25 protein-coding genes are annotated in these 25,146 nt (G+C 56.1%); 18 read left to right on the forward strand and 7 right to left on the reverse strand.

Annotated features, from left to right (window positions below):
- Nucleotides 1-198: 198 nt before the first annotated feature.
- Both manA and E0L16_RS09165 read left to right on the forward strand, forming a co-directional pair.
- Entirely contained in the window at nucleotides 199-1,374 is a 1,176-nt protein-coding gene (gene manA, locus E0L16_RS09160) for a mannose-6-phosphate isomerase (RefSeq protein ID WP_131636778.1), read from the forward strand.
- A gap of 99 nt (nucleotides 1,375-1,473) precedes the next feature.
- A complete protein-coding gene (locus tag E0L16_RS09165; protein ID WP_131636779.1) occupies nucleotides 1,474-3,000 on the forward strand; it encodes a YdgA family protein in 1,527 nt (508 codons plus the stop codon).
- 81 nt (nucleotides 3,001-3,081) lie between these two features.
- On the opposite strand, the gene E0L16_RS09170 is transcribed toward E0L16_RS09165, so the two are convergent.
- Nucleotides 3,082-4,110 (reverse strand): Mal regulon transcriptional regulator MalI, encoded by a 1,029-nt coding sequence (locus E0L16_RS09170; RefSeq protein WP_112792992.1) that lies wholly within the window; start codon nucleotides 4,108-4,110, stop codon nucleotides 3,082-3,084.
- A 179-nt stretch (nucleotides 4,111-4,289) separates the two neighbouring features.
- Here E0L16_RS09170 and malX point away from each other — a divergent pair, with 179 nt between their 5' ends.
- The 3 genes from malX to add all read left to right on the forward strand — a co-directional run bounded on the left by malX (nucleotide 4,290) and on the right by add (nucleotide 8,202).
- On the forward strand, nucleotides 4,290-5,882 hold the full coding sequence (gene malX, locus E0L16_RS09175) for a maltose/glucose-specific PTS transporter subunit IIBC (protein ID WP_063866957.1): 1,593 nt from the start codon (nucleotides 4,290-4,292) through the stop codon (nucleotides 5,880-5,882).
- Nucleotides 5,883-5,931: 49 nt separating this feature from the next.
- The gene (locus tag E0L16_RS09180) at nucleotides 5,932-7,104 is read left to right on the forward strand and encodes a MalY/PatB family protein (RefSeq protein ID WP_131636780.1); all 1,173 of its coding nucleotides are present in this window, start codon (nucleotides 5,932-5,934) and stop codon (nucleotides 7,102-7,104) included.
- A 96-nt stretch (nucleotides 7,105-7,200) separates the two neighbouring features.
- On the forward strand, nucleotides 7,201-8,202 hold the full coding sequence (add, locus tag E0L16_RS09185) for an adenosine deaminase (protein WP_063448903.1): 1,002 nt from the start codon (nucleotides 7,201-7,203) through the stop codon (nucleotides 8,200-8,202).
- A gap of 54 nt (nucleotides 8,203-8,256) precedes the next feature.
- On the opposite strand, the gene E0L16_RS09190 is transcribed toward add, so the two are convergent.
- Entirely contained in the window at nucleotides 8,257-9,297 is a 1,041-nt protein-coding gene (locus E0L16_RS09190) for an oxidoreductase (protein WP_107535228.1), read from the reverse strand.
- Nucleotides 9,298-9,536: 239 nt separating this feature from the next.
- Here E0L16_RS09190 and blr point away from each other — a divergent pair, with 239 nt between their 5' ends.
- The 12 genes from blr (at nucleotide 9,537) to gstA (ending at nucleotide 19,715) form a co-directional block, all read left to right on the forward strand.
- The gene (gene blr / locus E0L16_RS09195; protein ID WP_151884424.1) at nucleotides 9,537-9,662 is read left to right on the forward strand and encodes a division septum protein Blr; all 126 of its coding nucleotides are present in this window, start codon (nucleotides 9,537-9,539) and stop codon (nucleotides 9,660-9,662) included.
- A gap of 229 nt (nucleotides 9,663-9,891) precedes the next feature.
- A complete protein-coding gene (ydgT, locus tag E0L16_RS09200; protein WP_000217941.1) occupies nucleotides 9,892-10,107 on the forward strand; it encodes a transcription modulator YdgT in 216 nt (71 codons plus the stop codon).
- 85 nt (nucleotides 10,108-10,192) lie between these two features.
- Complete coding sequence (locus tag E0L16_RS09205) at nucleotides 10,193-10,633, forward strand: DUF2569 domain-containing protein (protein WP_017693547.1); 441 nt, start codon at nucleotides 10,193-10,195, stop codon at nucleotides 10,631-10,633.
- A 76-nt stretch (nucleotides 10,634-10,709) separates the two neighbouring features.
- Nucleotides 10,710-11,291: an electron transport complex subunit RsxA gene (rsxA, locus tag E0L16_RS09210; protein WP_022647920.1), complete on the forward strand. Its 582-nt coding sequence runs from the start codon at nucleotides 10,710-10,712 to the stop codon at nucleotides 11,289-11,291.
- On the forward strand, nucleotides 11,291-11,869 hold the full coding sequence (gene rsxB, locus E0L16_RS09215; RefSeq protein WP_063866964.1) for an electron transport complex subunit RsxB: 579 nt from the start codon (nucleotides 11,291-11,293) through the stop codon (nucleotides 11,867-11,869). The genes rsxA and rsxB overlap by 1 nt, the downstream gene beginning before the upstream one ends.
- Entirely contained in the window at nucleotides 11,862-13,883 is a 2,022-nt protein-coding gene (gene rsxC / locus E0L16_RS09220; RefSeq protein WP_131636781.1) for an electron transport complex subunit RsxC, read from the forward strand. Before rsxB ends, rsxC begins: the two co-directional genes overlap by 8 nt.
- Complete coding sequence (gene rsxD, locus E0L16_RS09225; protein ID WP_131636782.1) at nucleotides 13,884-14,936, forward strand: electron transport complex subunit RsxD; 1,053 nt, start codon at nucleotides 13,884-13,886, stop codon at nucleotides 14,934-14,936.
- A gap of 10 nt (nucleotides 14,937-14,946) precedes the next feature.
- On the forward strand, nucleotides 14,947-15,567 hold the full coding sequence (gene rsxG, locus E0L16_RS09230) for an electron transport complex subunit RsxG (RefSeq protein ID WP_131636783.1): 621 nt from the start codon (nucleotides 14,947-14,949) through the stop codon (nucleotides 15,565-15,567).
- 2 nt (nucleotides 15,568-15,569) lie between these two features.
- Nucleotides 15,570-16,256, forward strand: coding sequence for an electron transport complex subunit E (locus tag E0L16_RS09235; protein ID WP_063448911.1), 687 nt, complete (start codon nucleotides 15,570-15,572; stop codon nucleotides 16,254-16,256).
- The gene (nth, locus tag E0L16_RS09240) at nucleotides 16,253-16,888 is read left to right on the forward strand and encodes an endonuclease III (RefSeq protein WP_015570668.1); all 636 of its coding nucleotides are present in this window, start codon (nucleotides 16,253-16,255) and stop codon (nucleotides 16,886-16,888) included. The genes E0L16_RS09235 and nth overlap by 4 nt, the downstream gene beginning before the upstream one ends.
- Nucleotides 16,889-17,495: 607 nt before the next feature.
- The gene (gene dtpA, locus E0L16_RS09245) at nucleotides 17,496-19,004 is read left to right on the forward strand and encodes a dipeptide/tripeptide permease DtpA (protein WP_107535673.1); all 1,509 of its coding nucleotides are present in this window, start codon (nucleotides 17,496-17,498) and stop codon (nucleotides 19,002-19,004) included.
- A 105-nt stretch (nucleotides 19,005-19,109) separates the two neighbouring features.
- Nucleotides 19,110-19,715 carry a glutathione transferase GstA gene (gene gstA, locus E0L16_RS09250; protein ID WP_063448912.1) on the forward strand — a complete coding sequence of 202 codons (606 nt, stop codon included), beginning with the start codon at nucleotides 19,110-19,112 and terminating at the stop codon, nucleotides 19,713-19,715.
- A 60-nt stretch (nucleotides 19,716-19,775) separates the two neighbouring features.
- Here the strand turns inward: gstA and pdxY are convergent, their stop codons facing one another.
- The 5 genes from pdxY to anmK all read right to left on the reverse strand — a co-directional run bounded on the left by pdxY (nucleotide 19,776) and on the right by anmK (nucleotide 24,358).
- A complete protein-coding gene (pdxY, locus tag E0L16_RS09255) occupies nucleotides 19,776-20,636 on the reverse strand; it encodes a pyridoxal kinase PdxY (RefSeq protein ID WP_131636784.1) in 861 nt (286 codons plus the stop codon).
- 66 nt (nucleotides 20,637-20,702) lie between these two features.
- Nucleotides 20,703-21,977: a tyrosine--tRNA ligase gene (tyrS, locus tag E0L16_RS09260; protein WP_063866975.1), complete on the reverse strand. Its 1,275-nt coding sequence runs from the start codon at nucleotides 21,975-21,977 to the stop codon at nucleotides 20,703-20,705.
- 125 nt (nucleotides 21,978-22,102) lie between these two features.
- Entirely contained in the window at nucleotides 22,103-22,759 is a 657-nt protein-coding gene (gene pdxH / locus E0L16_RS09265) for a pyridoxamine 5'-phosphate oxidase (protein WP_003857601.1), read from the reverse strand.
- Nucleotides 22,760-22,816: 57 nt separating this feature from the next.
- Nucleotides 22,817-23,146: a C-type lysozyme inhibitor gene (gene mliC, locus E0L16_RS09270; protein ID WP_107535221.1), complete on the reverse strand. Its 330-nt coding sequence runs from the start codon at nucleotides 23,144-23,146 to the stop codon at nucleotides 22,817-22,819.
- 87 nt (nucleotides 23,147-23,233) lie between these two features.
- Nucleotides 23,234-24,358, reverse strand: a complete 1,125-nt coding sequence (gene anmK, locus E0L16_RS09275) for an anhydro-N-acetylmuramic acid kinase (protein ID WP_063866979.1) — start codon at nucleotides 24,356-24,358, stop codon at nucleotides 23,234-23,236.
- A gap of 255 nt (nucleotides 24,359-24,613) precedes the next feature.
- Between anmK and slyB the strand changes: the two genes are divergently transcribed.
- The gene (slyB, locus tag E0L16_RS09280) at nucleotides 24,614-25,081 is read left to right on the forward strand and encodes an outer membrane lipoprotein SlyB (RefSeq protein WP_063448917.1); all 468 of its coding nucleotides are present in this window, start codon (nucleotides 24,614-24,616) and stop codon (nucleotides 25,079-25,081) included.
- Nucleotides 25,082-25,146: the final 65 nt, after the last annotated feature.

Consider the following 25,146-nt stretch of genomic DNA (forward strand, 5'->3'; position numbering starts at 1 on the left):
GTTCTCTCACTTACTGCGTCGGTCTGTTTATTCAGGGCAGATGTTCCGCTGCCCGGCTTAAAAGCGAGTCAGCTTATCCTACACAATTTTTTAACAAAAACTGAGACTAGTACGACTTTTTACATCCGCAGGTTACTTCCATCCGGTTTATTGCTTTAATACCCGGAGTTAATTCCACATTTGAATCAGGGCTTGATAATGCAAAAACTCATCAACTCAGTGCAAAACTACGCCTGGGGAAGTAAAACTGCGTTAACGGAACTCTACGGTATCGCCAACCCGGACAATCTGCCGATGGCAGAGCTGTGGATGGGCGCGCACCCGAAGAGCAGCTCAAAAATAGAAGATGCCAGCGGCCAGGTTCGCGGCCTGCGTGACGTCATCGACGCCGACAAGGCTGCGCTGCTCGGCGAAAAAGTGGCAAATCGTTTTGGTGAATTGCCGTTTCTGTTCAAGGTACTGTGCGCCGATCAGCCGCTCTCCATTCAGGTTCATCCAAACAAAAAAGCATCTGAAATCGGGTTTGCCAAAGAAAATGCCGCAGGTATTCCGTTAGACGCGGCAGAACGTAACTACAAAGATCCTAACCACAAGCCGGAACTGGTGTTCGCCCTTACCCCTTTCCTGGCGATGAATGCCTTCCGCGAGTTTTCCGAGATTATTTCTCTGCTGCAACCGGTCGCCGGGGCGCACAAGGCTATCGCCCACTTCCTGGAGAACCCTACCGCGGAAGCCCTGAGCGCGCTGTTTGCCAGCCTGCTGAATATGCAGGGCGAGGAAAAATCCCACGCGCTGGCGGTGCTGAAAGCCGCGCTGAACGGCCAGCAAGGTGAGCCATGGGAGACCATTCGCGTGATTTCCGCGTTTTACCCGGACGACAGCGGCCTCTTCTCTCCGCTGCTGCTGAACGTGGTGAAGCTCAATCCGGGCGAAGCGATGTTCCTGTTCGCTGAAACCCCGCACGCCTACCTGAACGGCGTGGCGCTGGAGGTGATGGCTAACTCCGATAACGTGCTACGCGCGGGCCTGACGCCTAAATACATCGACATCCCTGAGCTGGTTGCCAACGTGAAGTTCGAGGCGAAACCTGCTGCGGAGCTGCTTACCCAGCCGGTGAAAAACGGCGCAGAGCTGGACTTCCCGATCCCGGTTGACGATTTTGCCTTCTCCCTGCACGACCTTAGCGCAGACGAAACTGCCATTGCTCAGGAGAGCGCGGCGATCCTGTTCTGCGTGGAAGGTGAAGCGACCTTTCATAACGGTAGCGAGCGTCTGGTGCTCAAGCCGGGGGAATCCGCTTTTGTTCCGGCAAACGAGTCGCCTGTCTTGGTAAGCGGCACTGGCCGTCTGGCGCGCGTTTTTAATAAGCTTTAGGGACTTACTGAATTTTTTAACAACTCTTGCTAAGCTAGTAACAGGCGTTGTAACACCAGGCGGTTTTGACCGCCTGGTTTCATTTTAGGGATAATCGCAATGAAAAAATCGGTCGTAGCGGTAGGAGTGATTGTTGCTTTAGGCGTGATCTGGACGGGTGCTTCCTGGTATACCGGGAAACAGCTGGAAAGCCGTCTGGCAGAGATGATGGCGCAGGCAAACAGCGAGATTAAGCGCAGCGCGCCTGAAGCAGGCCTGGAGCTGAGCTACCAGAATTACCAGCGCGGCGTGTTTACCAGCCATATGCAGGTGGTGGTGAAGCCGGTTGCGGGTAATCAGAACGCCTGGCTGAAACCGGGCCAGAGCGTGGTTCTGGATGAGGTGGTCAGCCACGGTCCGTTCCCGCTGGCGCAGTTGAAGAAATTTAACCTGATCCCCTCCATGGCATCAGCCAGAACCGTACTGGTCAATAATGAGGTGACGAAGCCGCTGTTCGATATGGCGAAAAATACGTCGCCGTTTGAGATCAATACCCGCATCAGCTATGCCGGCGATACGCATTCCGACATCGACCTGAAAGCGCTGAATTATGAACAAGGCACCGATAAAGTCGCCTTCAGCGGCGGTAATTTCAAGCTTGACGCCGATCGTGACGGCAAGAATGTCTCCCTGACAGGCGATGCTGAAAGCGGCCTGGTGAATTCAGTTAATGAATATAACCAGAAGGTTCAGCTCACCTTTAACAACCTGAAGGCCAGCGGCAACAGCCGCATGACCGATTTTGACGAGCGTATTGGCGACCAGAAGCTGAGCCTCGATAAGATCGCCATTGCGATTGAAGGCAAAGAGATGGCGGTGCTGGAAGGCATGGATCTGGACGGCAAGTCGGACGTGTCCAAAGACGGTAAAAGCATCAACACCCAGCTGGATTACAGCCTGAAAAGCCTGAAGGTTCAGAATCAGGACCTGGGTACCGGCAAGCTGTCACTGAAAATCGGCAACATTGACGGCCAGGCATGGCACGAATTTAGCCAGAAATACAGCAAAGAGAGCCAGGCTCTGCTGACCGATGCCGCCCTGCAACAGAATCCGCAGGCGTACCAGCAGCAGGCGATGAGCGTGCTGTTTAATAACCTGCCGATCCTGCTGAAAGGCGAGCCGGTAATTACCGTTGCGCCACTGAGCTGGAAAAACGACAAGGGCGAAACCAACTTCAACCTGTCGCTGTTCCTGAAGGATCCGGCAGCCGCTACCGGCGAGCCGCAGACCCTGGCGCAGGAAGTTGACCGCAGCGTGAAGTCGCTCGACAGCAAGCTGACTATCCCGATGGATATGGCGACCGAGTTCATGACGCAGATTGCGAAGCTTGAAGGTTATGGTGAAGAGGATGCAGGCAAACTGGCGAACCAGCAGGTGAAAGGCCTGGCGGCGATGGGCCAGATGTTCCGCATCACGAAAGTGGAAGACAACACCATTTCCACCAGCCTGCAATATGCTAATGGTCAGGTAACGCTCAACGGCGACAAAATGCCGCTGGAAGATTTTGTCGGCATGTTTGGTATGCCGACGCTGGGCATTCCGGCACCGGCTGAACCGGCAGCGCCGCCGGCAGTACCGCAGCAGTAAACGACAAAACCCCTCGCACGAGGGGTTTTTTATTGCCGGGTGGCGGCTGCGCCTTACCCGGCCTACGATTCTGAGCCTGCGTCACTTCACCGTCACTAACCGCGCCGCCACAATCTGATGCCCGGCCTGGACGTCCGCCTTCTCGATCCGCTGCATGATCCTGTCCGCGAGGGTGTACCCCATTTCACGAGCCGGCGTCGTCGCCCAGACGATGGGGAGATCGTCCAGCGCATTTTCACCCACATCGGCAAACGCCCCGAGCGCCACCTGGTGACCAAAGAAGGTTTCTACCCCGCCCTCACCGCTCTGGCGTCCGGCGCGGATCAAGCCGAACCACGCCCCCATCGCAATCACATCGTTATAGCAAATCACCGCGCTGATTGTCGGGCTGGTGCGGAGCAACGTGCCGATGGCTTCTGCGGCTTTCTTCTGGCTGGATTCGCACTCCACCACCCATTCGCTGTGAAACGGTAGGCCGTATTTGATGAGCGTGGAGCAGTAACCGCCCACCCGCTCGGCACGCGTGAGGGACGAGCTTTTACCGCCAAGCCAGGCGATACGCTGATGGCCGCGATGAATAAGATGTTCGGTCAGCATTTGCGCGGCCTGCATGTTATCCGGGCGAAGGGTATCGGCTTCGTCGAGATAGCTGGCGCGCGACGCAAACACCAGCGGTACCCCTTTTTGCGCGGCGCGCTCACAAAGTTCGCTGCCCACGCCGGACGCACCGGCCACTATCACCCCATCCACCCCTTGCGTCAGCAGCATATCCAGCCTGGAGAGCAGCTGCTCCGGTTCGCGCCCACCGTGGAGCAGAAACACCATTCGCCCCTGCGCTTCAAGCGCCTCGGTAAGCCCCGCGGTCAGTTCTGCATAAAACGGCGAGGTGAGGTCGCGAACGATCAGCCCTATCACCCCGCTTTGTCCGCCGCGCAGCGCCGACGCCTGGCGATTTCGCACAAAGCCCAGCTGCTCAACGGCCTCGTTGACGCGCTGACCCGTTGCAGGAGAGATGCGCCCCTTTCCGCTCAGTACCAGCGAAACGGTGCTGACGGAAACCCCCGCCGCCAGCGCGACATCGTTGATGGTGATCTTTTTCGCTACAGCCATGTGGTGGCGTGACTCCCTGATAATGAGAACGCTAAAACGTTTTATCAATACGTTATCTTTATACTACCAGTAAAAGCCTGAGAATGTGATTTAGCGCGCACTAAAGTTTGATAAAACGTTTTATCTTCTCGCTGCATCGAGGCCGTTAAATCTCTTTCTACCATTTAAGGAGTCGTTTTATGACGACGAAAGCAGCACAAAAAATATCGCTGTGGGAGTTTTTCCAGCAACTGGGTAAGACCTTTATGCTGCCCGTGGCACTTCTCTCCTTTTGCGGGATCATGCTGGGGATCGGCAGTTCGTTAAGCAGCCACGATGTCATTACCCTGATCCCTTTCCTGGGAAATCCGGTACTTCAGGCGATCTTCATCTGGATGAGCAAGGTCGGATCGTTTGCCTTCAGTTTCCTGCCGGTGATGTTCTGTATCGCCATCCCTCTGGGCCTGGCGCGCGAAAATAAAGGCGTGGCGGCCTTTGCGGGCTTCGTGGGCTATGCGGTCATGAACCTTGCGGTTAACTTCTGGCTGACCGCGAAAGGCATACTGCCGACGACCGACGCGGCCGTACTGAAAGCCAATAACATTCAGAGCGTGATCGGCATTCAGTCCATCGACACCGGGATCCTGGGAGCCGTGATCGCCGGGGTGATCATCTGGATGCTGCACGAGCGCTTCCATAACATCCGCCTGCCCGATGCGCTGGCCTTCTTCGGCGGCACCCGCTTTGTGCCAATTATTACGCTGGTTGTGATGGGGCTGTTTGGCCTGATCATCCCCCTGATTTGGCCCGTTTTTGCGATGGGGATTGCCGGTATTGGCCGCATTATCAACGGCGCGGGTGATTTCGGACCGATGATTTTCGGCACGGGCGAACGTCTGCTGCTACCGTTCGGCCTACAGCACATTCTGGTTGCCCTGATCCGCTTTACCGAAGCGGGCGGCACCATGGACGTCTGCGGCCACTCCGTGAGCGGCGCGCTGACCATCTTCCAGGCGCAGCTGAGCTGCCCGACCACGCACGGCTTCTCTGAAAGCGCGACCCGTTTCCTGTCACAGGGTAAAATGCCTGCCTTCCTCGGCGGTCTGCCCGGCGCGGCGCTGGCGATGTACCACTGCGCCCGTCCAGAAAACCGTCATAAAATTAAAGGCCTGCTGATTTCCGGCGTGATCGCCTGCGTCGTAGGCGGCACTACCGAGCCTATCGAGTTCCTGTTCCTGTTCGTAGCGCCGGTGCTGTACCTCATTCACGCCGTGCTGACCGGCCTGGGCTTCACCGTGATGGCGGTGCTGGGCGTCACCATCGGCAATACCGACGGCAACGTGATCGACTTCGTGGTGTTCGGTATCCTGCACGGCCTGTCTACCAAGTGGTATCTGGTGCCGGTAGTGGCGGCCATCTGGTTTGCGGTGTACTACGGGATCTTCCGCTTCGCCATCACCCGCTTTAACCTGAAAACGCCAGGCCGCGATGCCGATACGGCCACCAGCGTTGAACAGGCGGTAGCCGGAACCGTGGGTAAATCCGGCTATAACACGCCGGCTATTCTGGCGGCGCTGGGCGGTGCGGATAACATCACCTCTCTGGATAACTGCATCACCCGCCTGCGCCTGTCGGTGGCAGACATGTCGAAAGTGGACACCAACGCCCTTAAAGCTAACCGGGCTATCGGCGTGGTACAGTTAAATCAACACAATTTGCAGGTCGTCATTGGCCCGCAGGTTCAGTCAGTGAAGGATGAGCTGGCAACCCTGATGCGAACCGTCGAAGCCTGATGCCTCGCCCCCCTCGTTATGAGGGGGTTTTACTTTACGGAGCACCGTCATGTTTGATTTTTCTACCGTCGTGGATCGACACGGCACCTGGTGTACCCAGTGGGATTATGTCTCCGACCGTTTTGGCGCTGCCGACCTGCTGCCCTTCACCATCTCTGATATGGATTTTGCCACCGCCCCCTGCATTACCGAAGCGCTGCACCAGCGAATTAACCACGGGGTGTTTGGCTACAGTCGCTGGAAAAATGACGACTTCCTGGCCGCCGTAGCGCACTGGTTCCGGCAACGCTTTAACAGTCAAATTGATAGCGAAACCGTGGTGTATGGACCGTCGGTTATTTATATGGTCTCTGAGCTGATCCGCATCTGGTCCTCGCCTGGCGACGGCGTGGTGGTTCATACTCCGGCTTATGATGCGTTTTACAAAGCGGTCGACGGCAACCAGCGTAACGTTGTTTCCGTGCCGATGCAGAAAACGGCGCATGGCTGGGACGGCAATATGGCCGCGCTGGAAGCGGCGCTGGCAAAACCGGAAAACACGATTTTGCTGCTGTGTAGCCCGCAAAACCCGACCGGCAAAGTCTGGACGCGGGACGAGCTGGCCACAATGGCGGCGCTTTGCAGACGATACGATGTGGCGGTAATCAGCGACGAAATTCATATGGATATGGTATGGGGAACGCATCGCCATACGCCCTGGAATGAGGTGGCGAGTGGCAAATGGGCGCTGCTGACCTCGGGATCCAAGAGCTTCAACATTCCGGCGCTGACGGGCGCCTACGGGCTTATCGCCGATAACGACAGCCGTAACGCCTATCTGAATGCATTAAAAGGCCGGGACGGGCTCTCTTCCCCTTCCGTGCTGGCGCTGACCGCACACATTGCGGCTTATCGGCAGGGCGAACCCTGGCTGGATGCGCTGCGGGCATATCTTGCAGAAAATCTGCGCTATATTGCTGACGAACTGAATACCGCCTTTCCGGCACTCAGCTGGCAACCGCCTGAGGCTACCTATCTGGCCTGGATCGACCTCAGTCCGCTCGGTATTGACGACAATACGCTGCAAAAGGTGCTGATTGAGCAGCAAAAAGTGGCCATCATGCCGGGATATACCTATGGAGCAGAAGGAAAAGGCTACGTTCGTCTGAATGCGGGTTGCCCCCGTAGTAAGCTTGAACAGGGCGTTCAGCGCCTCATCGCGGGCATCAACACGCTGCTGTAAATTATTTGCGCAACGGAATATTCCCTTGCGCAAATAGCTTTTTACCCCGTTTTGTTTTTATAATATGGCGCACTTTAACCAGCAAAGAGTGCGACCATGATTGATACACGCCTGCCTTTAACCGATATTCACCGCCATCTTGACGGCAACATTCGTGCCCAAACCATTCTCGATCTTGGCCGCCAGTTCAATTTGACGCTTCCTGCTGAAACGCTCGAAACCCTGATCCCCCATGTCCAGGTCACGTCGAACGAGCCGGATCTGGTGAGTTTCCTGAGCAAGCTCGACTGGGGCGTGAAGATGCTGGCCTCGCTCGATGCCTGTCGCCGTGTCGCCTTTGAAAACATTGAAGATGCCGCACGCAACGGCCTGCACTATGTCGAGCTGCGTTTCTCCCCGGGCTATATGGCGATGACCCACAACCTGCCCGTGGCGGGCGTGGTTGAAGCGGTCATTGAAGGCGTGCGTGAAGGCTGCAAAACCTTTGACGTTCAGGCGCGTTTAATCGGCATTATGAGCCGTACCTTCGGTGAAGCGGCCTGTCTTCAGGAGCTGGAGGCGTTACTGGCGCATCGCGACCAGATCACCGCCATCGACCTCGCCGGTGACGAGCTGGGCTTCCCGGGCAGCCTGTTCCTGTCTCATTTCAACCGCGCACGTGATGCCGGCTGGCACATTACCGTTCATGCGGGTGAAGCCGCGGGGCCGGAAAGCATCTGGCAGGCCATTCGTGAGCTGGGTGCGGAACGTATCGGTCACGGCGTGAAGGCGATTGAAGATCGTGCGCTGATGGATTTCCTCGCAGAGCAACGTATCGGAATTGAATCCTGCCTGACCTCCAATATTCAGACCAGTACGGTGGCATCGCTGGCGCAACACCCGCTGAAAACCTTCCTGGAACACGGGGTTCTCGCTTCACTGAACACGGACGATCCGGCCGTTCAGGGCGTGGATATTATTCATGAATACACTGTCGCCGCACCGCAGGCCGGACTGAGCCGCGAGCAGATCCGTCAGGCACAAATCAACGGGCTGGAAATTGCCTTCCTGACGCCTGAAGAGAAACAGGCGCTTCGGGATAAGGTGGCGACCGCATAAACCCTTTGCCGGGGGGCGGCTACGCCTTACCCGGCCTACAAACGTATTTAACACCTATGCCAGACAGAGCGTGGCGCGATGTCTGGCAGATTCGATCCCCAGCTCGATGAGCTCCATAATCTGGATGGCCTGGCTCGCCGGAACCGGATTTTCACCTGAACCGTTCAGCGCGTCACGGATTGCAGCGTAGTAGGCCGGGTAATTCCCCGGCAGGGTCAACACCGTTTCCTCAACCAGCGTCTCGCCCTCCGCACGCGTCACCACCCCGTCCCGCATGTCGTAGCCCCAGTCCTCCTGCGGTAAGCGTTCGCCATTTTTGAGGCGCTCTTCCTGGGGATCCAGGCCGAACTTCACGTAGCTGCCGCGCGCCCCGTGAAGGATATAGCGGGCCGATTCCGCAGCCGCAAGCATTGTCCCGTGCAGCACGATGCGGCGCTGAGGATAGCTTAAAATCGCGTGAAAATAGTCGGTTGTCTCCGCGCCCGGCCTGAGCTGCGCTAAATCGACCGTCATGCTCACGGGCAGACCAAACAGATGGACGGCCTGATCGAGCAGATGCGGCGCTAAGTCATACCAGATGCCGCTGCCCGGCCCCGCCTGCTCGCGCCAGCGGTCACGCACCTGCGGACGATAACGATCGAAGTGCGATTCAAAATAGGCAATTTCCCCGAGCGTGCCTTCGCTCAGCAGCGCTTTCACCGTCAGGAAATCGCTGTCCCAGCGCCGGTTGTGAAAGACCGACAATAACCGCCCCAGGCTTCGCGCCAGCGCGTCCAGCTCTCGCGCCTGTGACAACGTCACGGTAAAGGGCTTATCGACGACAACGTGTTTACCCGCCTCCAGCGCCGCTTTCGCCAGCGGGAAGTGGGTGTCGTTAGGGGTAGGGATAACAATAAGGTCAATATTAGGATCGTTAAACAGATGCTTAGGCTCCGTCACCACCGGCACGGTGGGCCAGTCGGCGTGGACTTTGGCTTCATCGCTGCTTGAAATAGCCGCCAGCGCCATGCCCGGCGTGCCGGCAATCAGAGGTGCATGAAAGGTTTTACTTGCGTACCCGTAGCCAATAAGACCGACGCGGATGTTTTCACTCATCGTGTGCCCCTCGCTGTGCGCTTATTTATCACTGGCCCTGTGCTTATCGCACAGATTAATAATGTGCCCTGTGCGTTAAAATAGCATCCCGCGGAAACGTTTTTTTGTAACGCCGCATTAAAGGAGACATATTGTCACGAGGAATCGTTCCCAAAGCGCTTGCTCTGGAGAAAAGGGCGCTGTAACATTTGTAATCTGTATTTATGGATAAATTACAAACACAAATTATGACGTCAATAATTAATCGAATCATTGAATTAGCGGGATGGATTGTCCTTGGGGTTTCGGTCGTGTTGCTTGGCATTGCCAGCCATATCGATAACTACCAGCCGCCGGAGCCCGTCACTGTCGCACAACAAAAGTAAGCCATACCGTCATAAAGCGTGACACATTACGTTATGGTACGTATTGCCAGCCGTAATGAACGGGGTTACCCTTCTCTTCCAGGCATCTGCTGATGCCTGATTCTTCGCAAAGAAAACTCCTAATTTCGTCGCGTTACCCGAGTGGACAGTTTACGTCTTTATTAATCCGTTTATTATTCGAACGCATTACCTTTATGGGTATTACCCTTTTATATGGAAACTTATTAATATGACAGTTCAGGACTATTTATTAAAATTTCGCAAGATCAATTCCCTTGAAAGCCTGGAAAAACTGTTTGACCATCTGAACTACACGCTGTCGGATAATCAGGACATCATCAATATGTACCGCGCTGCTGACCATCGTCGCGCCGAACTCGTCTCCGGCGGTCGTCTGTTCAACGTGGGGGAAGTGCCTAAGTCCGTCTGGCGTTACGTTGTATAAGAAAGTAGCCTTCGGCGCGAAATGTTATATACTCTCCGCCCTGCAAATTTCTGTATAACATTTCGCGCAGACTATGGGAGAGCGTATGACCGCATTGCCTGGAGAAAGAATTGGGGGCTGGTTAATCGCCCCGCTGGCATGGCTGCTGGTGGCACTATTAAGCGCATCGCTGGCGCTGTTGCTTTACACCACCGCACTGGTTACGCCTCATGCTATTCAGACGCTGATGTCCCAGAGTGCGCTTAATATTGCAACGTGGTTTGTGTCGTTCGTTTTCGCGATCGCAATGTGGTACTACACGCTGTGGCTGACCATCGCCTTCTTTAAGCGCCGCAAAAACGTGCCGAAACATTATATTATCTGGCTGCTTGTCTCCGTGCTGCTGGCCGTTAAAGCGTTCGCTTTTTCGCCAGTATCTGACGCGCTGGCGGTTCGCCAGCTCCTGTTTCCGCTGCTGGCAACGGCGCTTCTGGTGCCCTATTTCAAGCGTTCGACGCGCGTTAAGAAGACCTTCGTTAACCCGTAATAACCTTACAGTTAACCTGTTGTGGCCTGTTGTCGTTTATCCGATAATAGGCGGCTATTTTATTTCAGGCTAAATAATGACCGATTACTTATTGCTCTTTGTCGGAACTGTGCTGGTTAATAACTTCGTACTGGTGAAGTTCCTTGGCCTGTGCCCGTTTATGGGCGTCTCCAAAAAGCTGGAGACGGCAATGGGCATGGGGCTGGCTACCACCTTCGTGATGACGATGGCCTCCATTTGCGCATGGCTGATTGACACCTGGATCCTGATCCCGCTGGACATGCTTTACCTGCGCACCTTGTCCTTTATCCTGGTCATCGCGGTCGTGGTGCAGTTTACCGAAATGGTTGTGCGAAAAACCAGCCCTGCCCTGTATCGTCTGCTGGGCATCTTTTTGCCCCTCATCACCACTAACTGTGCGGTGCTGGGCGTGGCGCTGCTCAACATCAACCTTGGGCATAATTTCATGCAGTCGGCGCTGTACGGTTTTTCCGCGGCGGTCGGTTTCTCCTTTGTTATGGTCCTGTTCGCGTCGATTCGCGAACGTCTGGCAGCGGCGGATATTCCCGCGCCGTTTCGCGGTAACGCCATCGCCCTGGTGACCGCCGGTTTAATGTCTCTGGCCTTTATGGGCTTTAGTGGTCTGGTGAAGTTGTAATGAGTGCTATCTGGATTGCCATCGCGTCCATCAGCGTACTGGGACTCGTCTTTGGCGTCATTCTGGGTTATGCCTCCCGCCGTTTTGCGGTAGAGGACGATCCGGTTGTTGAAAAAATTGATGAGCTTTTACCGCAAAGCCAGTGCGGGCAGTGCGGCTACCCTGGCTGTCGCCCTTACGCTGAGGCGGTGGGCGTGCAGGGAGAAAAGATCAACCGCTGCGCGCCGGGTGGCGAAGCCGTCATGCTTAAAATTGCCGCGCTGCTTAACGTCGATCCGCAGCCTGTCGACGGCGATGAACAGGCGCAGGAGCCGATCCGTGCCCTTGCTGTGATCGACGAAGCCAACTGCATCGGCTGCACCAAATGTATTCAGGCGTGTCCCGTAGACGCCATTGTGGGCGCTACGCGCGCGATGCACACCGTTGTGGCGGATCTGTGCACCGGCTGTAATCTCTGCGTGGCGCCCTGCCCGACGCAGTGTATAGAACTACGCCCGGTTGAAACGACTACCGAAAACTGGAAGTGGGATCTTCAGACCATTCCGGTTCGCAATATTCCTGTGGAACAACATGCTTAAGTTATTTTCTGCTTTCAGAAAAGAGAAGATCTGGGATTTCGATGGCGGTATTCATCCGCCGGAAATGAAATCGCAGTCTAACGGCACGCCGCTGCGCCAGATCCCGCTGGCGACCCGTTACGTTATGCCACTCAAACAGCACATCGGCGCTGAGGGTGAGCTGTGCGTGAAGGAAGGCGATAGCGTTCTTCGCGGTCAGCCGCTGACCTTTGGTCGCGGACGGATGCTGCCGATACATGCCCCGACTTCCGGTAAGGTGGTGTCCATTGCCCCCCATACCGTTGCCCATCCGTCGGCCTTGTCTGAGCTGAGCGTCATCATTGAAGCCGATGGCGAAGACCGCTGGATCGATCGTGACGGCTGGAGCGACTACCGTGCCCGCAGCCGTGAAGAGCTGATTGCACGCATTCATCAGTTCGGCGTGGCGGGTCTCGGGGGCGCTGGCTTCCCGACCGGCGTCAAGCTGCACGGCGGCGGTGATAAAATCGAAACGCTGATTATCAACGCCGCCGAGTGCGAACCGTACATTACCGCCGATGACCGTCTGATGCAGGACTGCGCGGCGCAGGTGGTGGAAGGTATTCGCATCCTTGCGCATATTCTGCAACCCCGTGACGTGCTGATCGGTATTGAGGACAATAAACCGCAGGCCATTTCGATGCTGCGCGCGGTGCTGGCCGACAGCCATGATATTGGTCTTCGCGTGATCCCGACGAAATACCCGTCCGGCGGGGCAAAGCAGCTGACGCAGATCCTGACCGGTAAACAGGTACCCCACGGGGGCCGTTCGTCCGACATCGGCGTGCTGATGCAAAACGTGGGTACCGCTTACGCGGTGAAGCGTGCGGTCATCGACGGTGAGCCGTTGACCGAACGCGTCGTCACGCTGACCGGCGAGTCCGTCTCCCGTCCCGGTAACGTCTGGGCGCGTCTGGGTACGCCGGTACGTCATCTGCTTGAACAGGCGGACTTCTGCCCGGGAAGCGATCAGATGGTCATTATGGGCGGCCCGCTGATGGGCTTTACCCTGCCGTGGCTCGACGTGCCGGTAGTGAAGATTACCAACTGCCTGCTGGCCCCATCCCCATCGGAGATGGGCGAAACGCAGGAAGAGAAAGGCTGCATCCGCTGTAGCGCCTGCGCGGACGCGTGTCCGGCAGATTTGCTGCCGCAGCAGCTGTACTGGTACAGCAAAGGCCAGCTGCACGATAAAGCTCAGGCGCACAACCTGGCTGACTGCATTGAATGCGGTGCCTGCGCCTGGGTCTGCCCAAGCAATATTCCGCTGGTGCAGTACTTCCGTCAGGAGAAAGCCGAAATCTACGCGATCTCCATGGAAGAAAAACGTGCCGCTGAAGCGAAGGCCCGATTTGAAGCGCGCCAGGCGCGACTGGAGCACGAGAAACAAGCCCGTCAGGAACGGCATAAGCAGGCCGCCGTGCAGCCTGCGGCCAAAGATCAGGACGCCATTAACGCAGCCCTGGCCCGCGTGCGCGAGAAAAAAGCCACTGCCGCCCAGGCGGTAGCGATCGTGGCGGGACAGAAGCCGGATAACAGCGAAGCGATTGCAGCCCGCGAGGCGCGTAAAGCCGAAGCGCGCGCACGTCAGGCGGAGAAAGCGCAAAACGTCAATCCGGAAGCCGACTTCGACCCGCGTAAAGCGGCGGTGGAGGCGGCTATCGCCCGTGCAAAAGCCCGCAAAGCCGGACAGCAGTCGGTAGTGGTTGAACAGGAAGCGACGGATCCGCGCAAGGCGGCCGTGGAAGCGGCTATTGCCCGCGCCAAAGCACGTAAAGCAGCGCAGAGTCAGCCTGCCGAAGAGAGTGAAGCGCCCGTCGACCCGCGTAAAGCCGCCGTTGAAGCGGCCATCGCCCGCGCGAAAGCACGAAAAGCGGCGCAGCAGGACGACCTGCCTGCGGCCGCTAACGACGATCCACGCAAAGCCGCAGTCGCCGCCGCGATTGCGCGCGTTCAGGCAAAGAAAGCCGCGCAGCAAGCCGTTAACGAGGATTAAATGGTTTTCAGAATTGCAAGTTCCCCGTATACCCATAACCAGCGCCAGACATCGCGTATTATGATGCTGGTGTGCCTGGCCGCGCTGCCAGGTATTGCCGTTCAGTGTTGGTTTTTCGGCTGGGGTACGCTTTTCCAGTTGATTCTGGGTTGTGCCAGCGCCGTTGCAGCAGAAGCCGCGATCCTGAAGCTGCGCAAAATGGACGTCACGCGCATCCTGAGCGATAACTCAGCCCTGTTGACCGGTCTGCTGCTGGCCATCAGCATTCCGCCGTTCGCCCCGTGGTGGATGGTGATGCTGGGGACGGTATTTGCGGTGATTATCGCTAAACAGCTGTACGGCGGGCTGGGCCATAATCCGTTTAACCCGGCGATGATTGGCTACGTGGTGCTGCTGATCTCCTTCCCGGTACAGATGACCAGCTGGCTGCCGCCGCATGAGATCGCCGCCACCGTGCCCGGCTTTATGGATGCCCTGCACGTTATCTTTACCGGCCACACCGCGCTGGGCGCGGATATGAACGCGCTTCGCATGGGCGTGGACGGTATCAGCCAGGCCACCCCGCTTGATACCTTCAAAACCTCCCTGCGCGCCGGTCACAGCGTTGAGCAGGTGATGAAATCCTCCATTTTCAGCGGCGTGCTGGCGGGCGCTGGCTGGCAGTGGGTCAATCTGGCCTACCTCCTGGGCGGCGCCTTCCTGCTGCAACAAAAAGCGATCCGCTGGCATATTCCGGTGAGCTTCCTGGTGACGCTGGCCGTCTGCTCGACGCTCGGCTGGGTTATTTCACCGGATTCACTGGCCAGCCCGCAGCTCCATCTGCTCTCCGGCGCGACCATGCTCGGGGCATTCTTTATTCTGACCGATCCGGTCACCGCCTCCACCACTAACCGTGGCCGTCTGATTTTCGGCGCGCTGGCGGGCCTGATGGTCTGGCTCATTCGCAGCTTTGGCGGCTATCCGGACGGCGTGGCTTTTGCCGTGCTGCTGGCGAATATCACCGTTCCGCTCATCGACTACTACACGCGTCCGCGCGTGTACGGCCATCGCTAAGGGTCACGCCATGCTAAAGACAATGCAAAAACACGGCGTCACGCTGGCGATCTTCGCCGCCGCCCTCACCGGAATGACCGCGCTGGTGAATGAACTGACGAAAAACACCATTGAAGAGCAGGCAATCAAGCAGCAAAAAGCGCTGTTCGATCAGGTGATCCCATCAGATCTTTATGATAACGATCTGCAAAAAAGCTGCTTTGTTGTGCAGGCCCCCCAACTCGGTAAAGGGGCGCACCGCGTTTATATTGCCCGTAAGGGCGATAGCCCGGTGGGTGCCGTCATGGAAGCCACCGCGCCGGACGGTTACTCCGGCGCGATTCAGCTGCTTGTGGGCAGTGATTTTTCCGGCACCGTGCTGGGCACGCGCGTGACGGAACATCACGAAACGCCGGGCCTTGGCGACAAAATTGAAACCCGCTTAAGCGACTGGATTTTACACTTCGCCGGGAAGATGATTCACGGCGAGGACGATCCCGCTTTCGCGGTGAAAAAAGATGGCGGCGAGTTTGACCAGTTCACCGGCGCCACGATTACGCCTCGCGCGGTAGTTAACGCCGTCAAACGCGCCGGGCTATATGCCGAAACGCTGCCCGCGCAGATCAATCACCTTTCCGCCTGTGAGGAGTGACCATGAGCCAGGTTAAAGAGGTTATCGTCCAGGGACTCTGGAAAAACAACTCGGCACTGGTACAGCTGCTGGGGTTGTGCCCGCTGCTGGCGGTGACATCTACCGCCACCAACGCGCTCGGACTGGGGCTGGCGACTACGCTGGTGCTGACCCTGACCAACTTCTCAATTTCTGTTTTGCGCCGCTGGACGCCGTCGGAAATCCGTATTCCGATTTATGTCATGATCATTGCGTCGGTAGTCAGCGTTGTGCAAATGCTGATTAACGCCTACGCATTTGGCCTGTACCAGTCCCTCGGGATCTTCATCCCCCTTATCGTGACCAACTGTATTGTCGTTGGACGCGCTGAGGCCTTCGCGGTGAAAAACAACCCGGCCATCTCCGCGCTGGATGGGTTTTCGATCGGCATGGGCGCCACTGCCGCCATGTTTGTTCTCGGCTCCGTGCGTGAAATTTTGGGCAACGGCACGCTCTTTGACGGTGCTGATGCGCTGCTTGGCGGCTGGGCGAAGTCGCTGCGCATTGAGGTGTTCCATACGGACACCCCGTTCCTGCTGGCGATGCTGCCCCCGGGAGCCTTCATTGGCCTTGGGATGATGCTGGCGTTAAAATACCTGATTGATGAAAAACGTAAGCGCCGCGCCGCTGAACGCAGCGTACAGGAAGGGATACCCGAGAAAGCAGCATGAATAAAGAGAAACGCATAGCGATCCTCACGCGCCTGCGCGATGAGAACCCTCATCCAACGACGGAGCTGAATTTTAACTCGCCGTTTGAATTGCTGATCGCGGTGCTGCTCTCCGCGCAGGCCACTGACGTGAGCGTCAACAAAGCAACGGCCCTGCTCTACCCTGTCGCCAATACGCCCCAGGCCATGCTGGAGCTGGGCGTTGAAGGGGTGAAATCCTATATCAAGACCATCGGCCTGTTTAACAGCAAGGCCGAAAACGTCATTAAGACCTGCCGGATCCTGCTGGAGCAGCACGGCGGTGAAGTTCCGGAAGATCGCGCTGCGCTGGAAGCGTTGCCGGGCGTCGGGCGGAAAACGGCAAATGTGGTGCTAAATACGGCGTTTGGCTGGCCGACGATCGCCGTGGACACCCATATCTTCCGCGTCTCTAACCGCACCCGGTTCGCGCCGGGCAAGAACGTTGAAGAGGTTGAAGAGAAGCTGTTAAAGGTGGTCCCTGCGGAGTTTAAGGTGGACTGCCACCACTGGCTCATCCTTCACGGGCGTTATACCTGCATTGCACGTAAACCACGCTGCGGCTCCTGCATCATCGAAGATCTGTGTGAGTACAAAGAAAAAGTCTATCCCTGAGCGGTCAGCCTTTTTACATGCCTAAGCCCTTAATTGTAATAAGGGCTCTGGTATCGTCTCAGGTGACCATAAATTGCCCTCTCTTTTTACATTAAGCCTTGTCGATTCTTCGGTCATTTAACACTCAAACAGGTTAATAGTTTTTTCATCACCAAAAATTTCTATACATCTGTGATCGCGATCACTCTGATAACCTGATGTTGGATTTTTGTTGTTAAAACCCTTCCTACCCCTTAGCCAGACAAGATCTCATCGACTCCACGCCGCACATAAGACCAGTCATTTTTCAGAATATGGGCTATATCACTGCCATTTACCCAAAATAGCAGAACATATCGCCATTCAGCCATTCAACAGGGTCATTTACAGTGAAAAAAACCAACAATTCTCAACGGATGAAATTTAACGCTGCATAACATTTGCGTGAACCGATGAATATACCGCCGCAGTTATATGTAACAGATTATTACAAACGTATTGCCAGATGGGGCTGGATAGTGAACATTACCCGCCGTTTCCCCTCCCAATATAACTATAAAGCGGATGGACTACGGTCATCACGCTATGAACACCCCCGTTAATATGGGATGTAAAAAAAGAGGTATATGTGTCGACTGCAAACAATAAACCAACAGAGGAAAGCGTAAGTCTGAACGCTTTCAAACAGCCTAAAGCGTTCTATCTCATTTTCTCTATCGAATTATGGGAGCGTTTTGGCTACTACGGCCTGCAAGGGATTATGGCCGTTTACCTGGTGAAGCAACTGGGTATGTCCGAAGCCGATTCCATCACGCTGTTCTCGTCCTTCAGTGCTCTGGTCTATGGCCTGGTCGCTATCGGCGGCTGGTTAGGCGATAAAGTCCTCGGTACGAAACGCGTGATTATGCTGGGCGCCGTGGTTCTGGCGATTGGCTATGGTCTGGTTGCATGGTCCGGGCACGATGCGGGCGTGGTATACATGGGCATGGCCACCATCGCGGTAGGTAACGGCCTCTTTAAGGCTAACCCGTCCTCCCTGCTTTCTACCTGCTACAACAAAGATGATCCGCGTCTGGACGGTGCATTCACCATGTACTACATGTCCATCAACATCGGTTCATTCTTCTCTATGCTGGCAACCCCATGGCTGGCCGCGAAATTCGGCTGGAGCGTAGCGTTTGCGCTGAGCTTCGTGGGTATGCTGATCACCGTTGTGAACTTCCTGTTCTGCCGTAGCTGGGTTAAAGATTATGGTTCTAAACCAGACTTCGAACCCGTGCATATGGGCAAACTGCTGGCAACCATCGTCGGCATTGTGATCCTGGCCGCTGTTGCCACCTGGCTGCTGCACAACCAGGGTATTGCACGTGCCGTACTGGCCGTGGTTGCGCTGGGTATCGTGATCATCTTCGCTAAAGAAGCCTTCGCGATGCAGGGTGCGGCACGTCGTAAGATGATTGTGGCGTTCATCCTGATGCTGGAAGCGATTATCTTCTTCGTTCTGTACAGCCAGATGCCAACGTCTCTGAACTTCTTCGCTATCCGCAACGTTGAACACTCCATTCTGGGTATCGCGTTCGAGCCGGAGCAGTATCAGGCACTGAACCCGTTCTGGATCATGATTGGTAGCCCGATTCTGGCCGCTATCTATAACAAGATGGGTGACCGTCTGCCGATGCCGCACAAGTTCGCTATCGGTATGGTGCTGTGCTCTGGCGCGTTCCTGGTGCTGCCGCTGGGGACGAAATTCGCGACCGATGCGGGTATCGTTTCTGTTAACTGGCTGATCCTGAGCTATGCGTTGCAGTCTATCGGTGAGCTGATGATCTCCGGTCTGGGCCTGGCGATGGTTGCACAGCTGGTTCCTCAGCGTCTGATGGGCTTCATCATGGGTAGCTGGTTCCTGACTACCGCGGGTGCAGCGATCATTGCAGGTAAGATTGCGAATCTGATGGCGGTACCGGACAACGTTACCGACCCGCTGGTCTCCCTGAACGTCTACGGCACCGTGTTCATGCAAATTGGTATCGCGACCGCCGTGATTGCCGTACTGATGCTGCTGACCGCACCTAAACTCAATCGTATGACGCAGGACGACGACAAATCCGCTAAAGCGACCAACACCGCTAACGCGTAATGTCATCGGGAAACGACTGAACAGAAGCCGCTAATTGATTAGCGGCTTTTTTTTTATCCGAACGCGCACTAACATAGCGGGAACCTCAGCAAAAAGGAGTTACCGATGAAACTGTTCTATAAACCGGGCGCCTGCTCTCTTGCTTCGCATATCACCCTTCGCGAGAGCGGTAAGGATTTCACGCTGGACGGCGTTGACCTGATGAAAAAGCGCCTGGAAAACGGGGATGACTTTTTTGCGATTAACCCAAAAGGGCAGGTTCCGGCCCTGCTGCTGGATGATGGCACCCTGCTGACCGAAGGCGTGGCGATTATGCAATTCCTGGCGGACAACGTACCGGATCGTCAGCTCCTTGCCCCCACCGGCAGCATTGCGCGCTATAAGACGCTGGAGTGGCTTAACTATATTGCCACCGAACTGCACAAAGGCTTTACGCCTCTGTTCCGCCCGGACACGCCGGAAGAGTACAAACCCACCGTACGCATGCTGCTGGAGAAAAAATTACAGTACATCAACGACGCGCTGAAAGACGACCAGTGGATTGGGGGCTCGCGTTTCACCATCGCCGATGCCTATCTGTTTACCGTTCTGCGCTGGGCGCGCGCGGTTAAGCTGAACATGGACGGGTTAGATCATATTGCGTCATATATGGCGCGCGTGGCAGAACGCCCTGCGGTGGCAGCGGCGCTGAAAGCGGAAGGACTGAATTAACCGAGTGGCCTGTGTTGCCGGGTGGCGCTGACGCTTACCCGGCCTACGAACTCTGGACGGTTATAACCGTGTGGCGCTGAAATAGTGCTCCGGCTTCGCGATACGATCCTGCGCCGCAACCACCTGTAGCTCATATTCCTGCATCGTCTTTGTCGCAATCATGATTTCATAAACGGCTGCCGTCACGTGCTCCAGCGCATCGCGCAGGCTCGCGCCCTGTAAGAGCTTCACCAGCAGTAAACCGCTGGTCACATCACCGACCCCGACGGGCTGACGTGTACCGAAATCCACCAGCGGTCGACTGATGTGCCAGGCTTCGTCCTTCGTCACCAGCAGCATCTCAAAACGGTCCTGGCTCAATCCTGCGCGTGCCAGGTGTTTAACCAGTACAATCTCTGGCCCCTGAGCGATCAGCTCGCGAGAAGCGCTTACAGCCTCTTCTACGCTGTTAACCGGATGCTCGCTCAGGATCTCCAGTTCAATCAGGTTGGGCGCAATAATATCGCTGGTGGGCAACGCATGACGGACATGAAACTCCGCAACGCCCGGCGCTACGATGCAGCCCTTTTCCGGATGCCCCATCACCGGATCGCAGAAATATTTCGCCGCAGGGTTAGCCGCTTTCACCTGGCGCACGATGCCGAGGATATGCTCCCCCTGCTCCGCCGAGCCCAGATAGCCGCTCAGTACAGCATCACAGCGTTTAAGCTGGTCGATATCCGCAATGCCCTGAACGATTTCCGTCAGATGCGACGGCGGCATCACGCAGCCGGTCCATTTACCGTACTGGGTGTGATTCGAGAACTGGACGGTATTGAGGGGCCAGACGTTGGCCCCGAGGCGGCGCATCGGGAATTCCGCAGCGCTGTTGCCAGCATGTCCAAAAACAACGTGGGACTGAATGGCGAGGATGTTCTTCATCTTGTACTTACCAAACCCTGTCAAAACAAAAGGGGCGTGGTTTCCCACGCCCCTGCATACTTTTAATTACTTCCAGCAGACCAGGCAGTAGTTTTTCTTACCGCGACGCAGCAGCGTGTAGCGACCATACAGACGGTCGTTGTCGGTAAAGGTGTATTCCGGATCGGCCTGTTTCTCACCGTTGATGGTGATCGCGTTAGAGGCGATGGTTTTACGCGCCTGACCGCGAGACGGCTGGAGCTCGGAGTCGACCAGCGCCTGCATCAGATCGGCGCCTTTTTCCATCTCCACCATCGGCACGCCATCCTGCGCCAGCTGTTCGAAGTCCGCTTCGCTTAAATCGCTCAGGGTGCCGTTGAACAGGCTCGCCGTGATGCGTTTCGCCGCCGCCAGACCTTCTTCGCCGTGAACCAGTTTGGTCACTTCGTCCGCCAGCACGTACTGGGCGCGCGGTGCTTTACCGCTGTTCTTGTCTTCTTCTTCCAGCGCATTGATCTCTTCGATATCCATAAAGGTGAAGAACTTCAGGAAGCGATAGACATCGGCATCCGCCGTGTTGATCCAGAACTGGTAGAATTTGTACGGGCTGGTTTTCTTCGGATCGAGCCATACCGCACCGCCTTCGGTCTTACCGAACTTGGTACCGTCTGCTTTGGTGATCAGCGGCACGGTCAGACCAAACACCTGATTCTGATGAAGGCGACGGGTCAGATCGATACCGGAGGTGATGTTACCCCACTGGTCGGAACCGCCAATTTGCAGAGAGACGCCGTGCAGCTTGTTCAGGCAGGCAAAGTCATAGCCCTGCAACAGGTTGTAGGAGAACTCGGTGAAAGAGATGCCCTGATCGTCACGGTTAAGACGCTGTTTGACCGCTTCTTTGTTAATCATCTGGTTAACAGAGAAGTGTTTACCGATGTCGCGCAGGAACGTCAGCACGTTCATGCCACCAAACCAGTCGTAGTTGTTCGCCGCAATCGCAGCGTTGTCACCACAATCGAAATCGAGGAACGGTGCAACCTGTTTACGGATCTTGTCCACCCACTCCTGAACGGTGTCTTCGGTATTCAGCTTACGCTCAGCGGCTTTGAAACTGGGGTCGCCAATCAGACCGGTCGCGCCGCCAACCAGCGCGACAGGCTTGTGGCCGGCCATCTGGAAGCGTTTCAGGCATAACAACGGAACAAGATGCCCCAAATGCAAGCTGTCAGCGGTAGGATCGAAGCCGCAATAGAGCGCGATCGGGCCTTGCGCCAGTCGCTCTGCTAACGCTTCTTCGTCCGTCACCTGAGCCACGAGGCCCCGCTCTTGCAATTGTTTAATCAAGTTACTGCTTGCCATCAAATTCTCCATGTATAAACGACTGCACCTTTGCCGGTACACGACTTTTCGCCTGGTGCGAAAGGTACATAGAATAAAGCGCCAGCGCGGTGTGCGCTAGCGCTTAACACAACAAATTTCAGGGTTTACGGCGCCAGTCGGTCTATTTTCCAGCCACCGTTGTCGCGCTGGTATAAAAAGCGGTCGTGGAGACGGTGTTCACCGCCCTGCCAGAACTCCATTTGCTCAATGGGAATGCGGAACCCGCCCCAGAAACTCGGCAGCGGCACTTCACCCTGCTGAAACTTCTGTTTGAGTTCGAGGAATTTACTCTCCAGTACGCCGCGGGCCGAGATTCGGCTGGACTGTTTAGAGACCCAGGCGCCGATCTGACTGTCACGCGGGCGGCTGTGGAAATATTTCACCACTTCGAGGGTAGAGAGGCGCTCCGCCTTGCCGGTGACCATTACCTGACGCTCCAGCATATGCCACGGGAAAAGCAGGCTAATACGCGGATTATTTTCCAGATGGTGAGCTTTGCGGCTGCCAAGGTTGGTGTAGAACACCAGCCCTTTCTCGTCATAATGCTTGAGCAGTACGATGCGTTGATACGGCTGACCATTTTCATCAACCGTCGCAACCACCATTGCCGTCGGGTCGGCCAGTTTCGCTTCGCAGGCCTGCTTCAGCCAGCGTTCAAAAAGCACCAGCGGTTCAGCGGGAAGATCCTGGCGGCGCAGCCCGCCTTTGGTGTATTCACGGCGCAGATGCGCAATTTGCTGTAGTTCGTCGTTATCTGACATGGCGTTAGCTGAAAGTGAGATTAGGTGGCGCTATTGTGCGCGCCCCCTTTAAAAATCTCAACGCTTCGGATTTTCAAGCTGACAATTGTTCAGCACGATGCGGTCTCGCTTGTAGACGGTGGCGCTGTCACCCTTCGACCAAAAGACATAGATCCCGTCAGAGTAGCGCGCACCGGAGGCCGACATTCCCTGCTTCAACGTCAACAGTTTATTGTCATAAATAAAGCTGGCTTCCTGACGCGTGTTGTTGAGCTTCACCGTCAGCGGTTTTTCATCACAACGGTATTCCAGCGTATCGGTCTGCATACGCTCGACGAACTGGTTATAGACGCTGCATCCGGTCATAAGAAAAGGCACAGCAATGAGAAGAAGTTTTTTCATGGGCAAATTCCGAAGACTATCCTGGTCCTGAAGGGCGTAGCCGCCCTCCTGTTTTTCCCTATTTTACGAGTTACGTCTGGCGCTGAATTTCAGTTAACTCTGATTATGGCGCGGGTTTGCGGGGAAAATGGCCCCGAGGACGCTCGCCTCCCGCGCACCGGTGACGGACGGTAAATTCCCCGGCAGACCGGCAACCGTGCGCCAGGCAAGCCAGGCGAAGGCCAGGGCTTCCATATCGTCTCCGCTGATCCCGGCTTCATCAGTGGTGGTGACTTCAGTGCCCGGCAGCAGGGCAGCGAGGCGCGCCATCAGGAGCGGGTTGCGGCTTCCGCCCCCGCATACCAGCAGACGCTCGCACCCGCCGCTGAGCAACACCTGTTCAGAAATCGACACGGCGGTAAGCTCGGTCAGCGTGGCCTGCACATCCTGAGGCGCCAGACCGGGGAAGCGCGCCAGCTGACGTTCAAGCCAGCCGTAGTTGAAATACTCTCGCCCCGTGCTTTTCGGCGCTGGCAGGGCAAAGAAAGGATCGCTTAACAGGGTTTGCAGCAACGGAAGGATCACTTTACCCTGGCTGGCCCACTGCGCGTCTTTGTCGTAGGGTTTACCGCTCTGACGCCAGATCCAGGCATCCATCAGCATATTGCCGGGTCCGGTATCGTATCCACGTACGGGCTGCCCGGGAATGAGCATCGACAGGTTGGCGATCCCGCCAATGTTCAGGACCATTCTGCGCTCCACCGGGTGCGCCAGCAGCGCCTGGTGAAAGGCCGGCACCAGCGGCGCGCCCTGCCCTCCTAGGGCCATATCCCGACGTCGGAAATCGCCCACGACCGTCACGCCGGTTTTTGCCACAATCTGGTTGTTATCGCCAATTTGCATCGTGTGCGGCGCCTCGCCGACCGGTTCATGCCAGACGGTCTGCCCATGGCAGCCTATCGCCACGATATCCTGCGGGTGAAGTCTTTCTTGCTGCATCAGGGCCAGGACCGCATCAGCAAACAGTGCCCCCAGACGCACATCCAGCTGGCCCAGCTGGGAAAGCGTCAGCTGTTGCCCCTGGCAGATATTCAGAATCTCTTCTTTTAACGAGACCGGAATAGGCCAGCTCAGGCTTGCCTGCTGCGCCACCATGTTTTCATCAATGGCAGCCAGAACGACATCCACACCGTCGAGACTGGTACCAGACATCACACCGATATAGCGACCCGATTTCATGCGCTTTCCTTACGTTACGTGGGCTAAGTGCAACCACTCCACCATAAATAACGCTGCTTTGCTATGCGGTGATAATAATTTTTAACAATCTCAGGCCTGTAACGCAGGCGGCTTTTGTTTATGTTCCGTTAAGCCACGTTCCAGTAAAATTTATTTATTCGGCATGCAAAGTTAGGAAGTGTGGTCAGGAATGCCATATAATTTAGCCATAACGGATGCCCCGTACGGGCGTTTTTTGGTGAACAGGAGAGTCAAATGATTTTACGTGTAATGGGCGTTTCGCTGATTGGTTTAACACTGGCGGGTTGTGTGAACGACAATTCACTCTCCGGCGACGTATATAGTGCTTCTGAAGCTAAACAGGTACAGAACGTGACATACGGTACTATCGTTAATGCCCGTCCTGTTCAGATTCAGGGTGGCGATGACACGAACGTTGTGGGCGCTATTGGTGGTGCTGTACTGGGTGGTTTCCTGGGTAACACCATTGGCGGCGGCACCGGTCGTTCTCTGGCTACCGCAGCGGGCGCAGTGGCCGGCGGTGTAGCGGGTCAGGGCGTTCAGGGTGCGATGAACAAAACCCAGGGCGTTGAGCTGGAAATCCGTAAAGACGATGGCAGCACCATTATGGTTGTGCAGAAACAGGGTAACACCCGCTTCTCTGCTGGCCAGCGCGTGGTTCTGGCAAGCAACGGCAGCCAGGTCACTGTCTCCCCGCGTTAATATCCCGCTGGATGCGGTCTCTTCGGGCCGCATCCTTTTACAAAAAATATCATCTTAAAAAATAT

The organism is Enterobacter quasihormaechei, from assembly GCF_004331385.1.
Classification (GTDB): domain Bacteria; phylum Pseudomonadota; class Gammaproteobacteria; order Enterobacterales; family Enterobacteriaceae; genus Enterobacter; species Enterobacter quasihormaechei.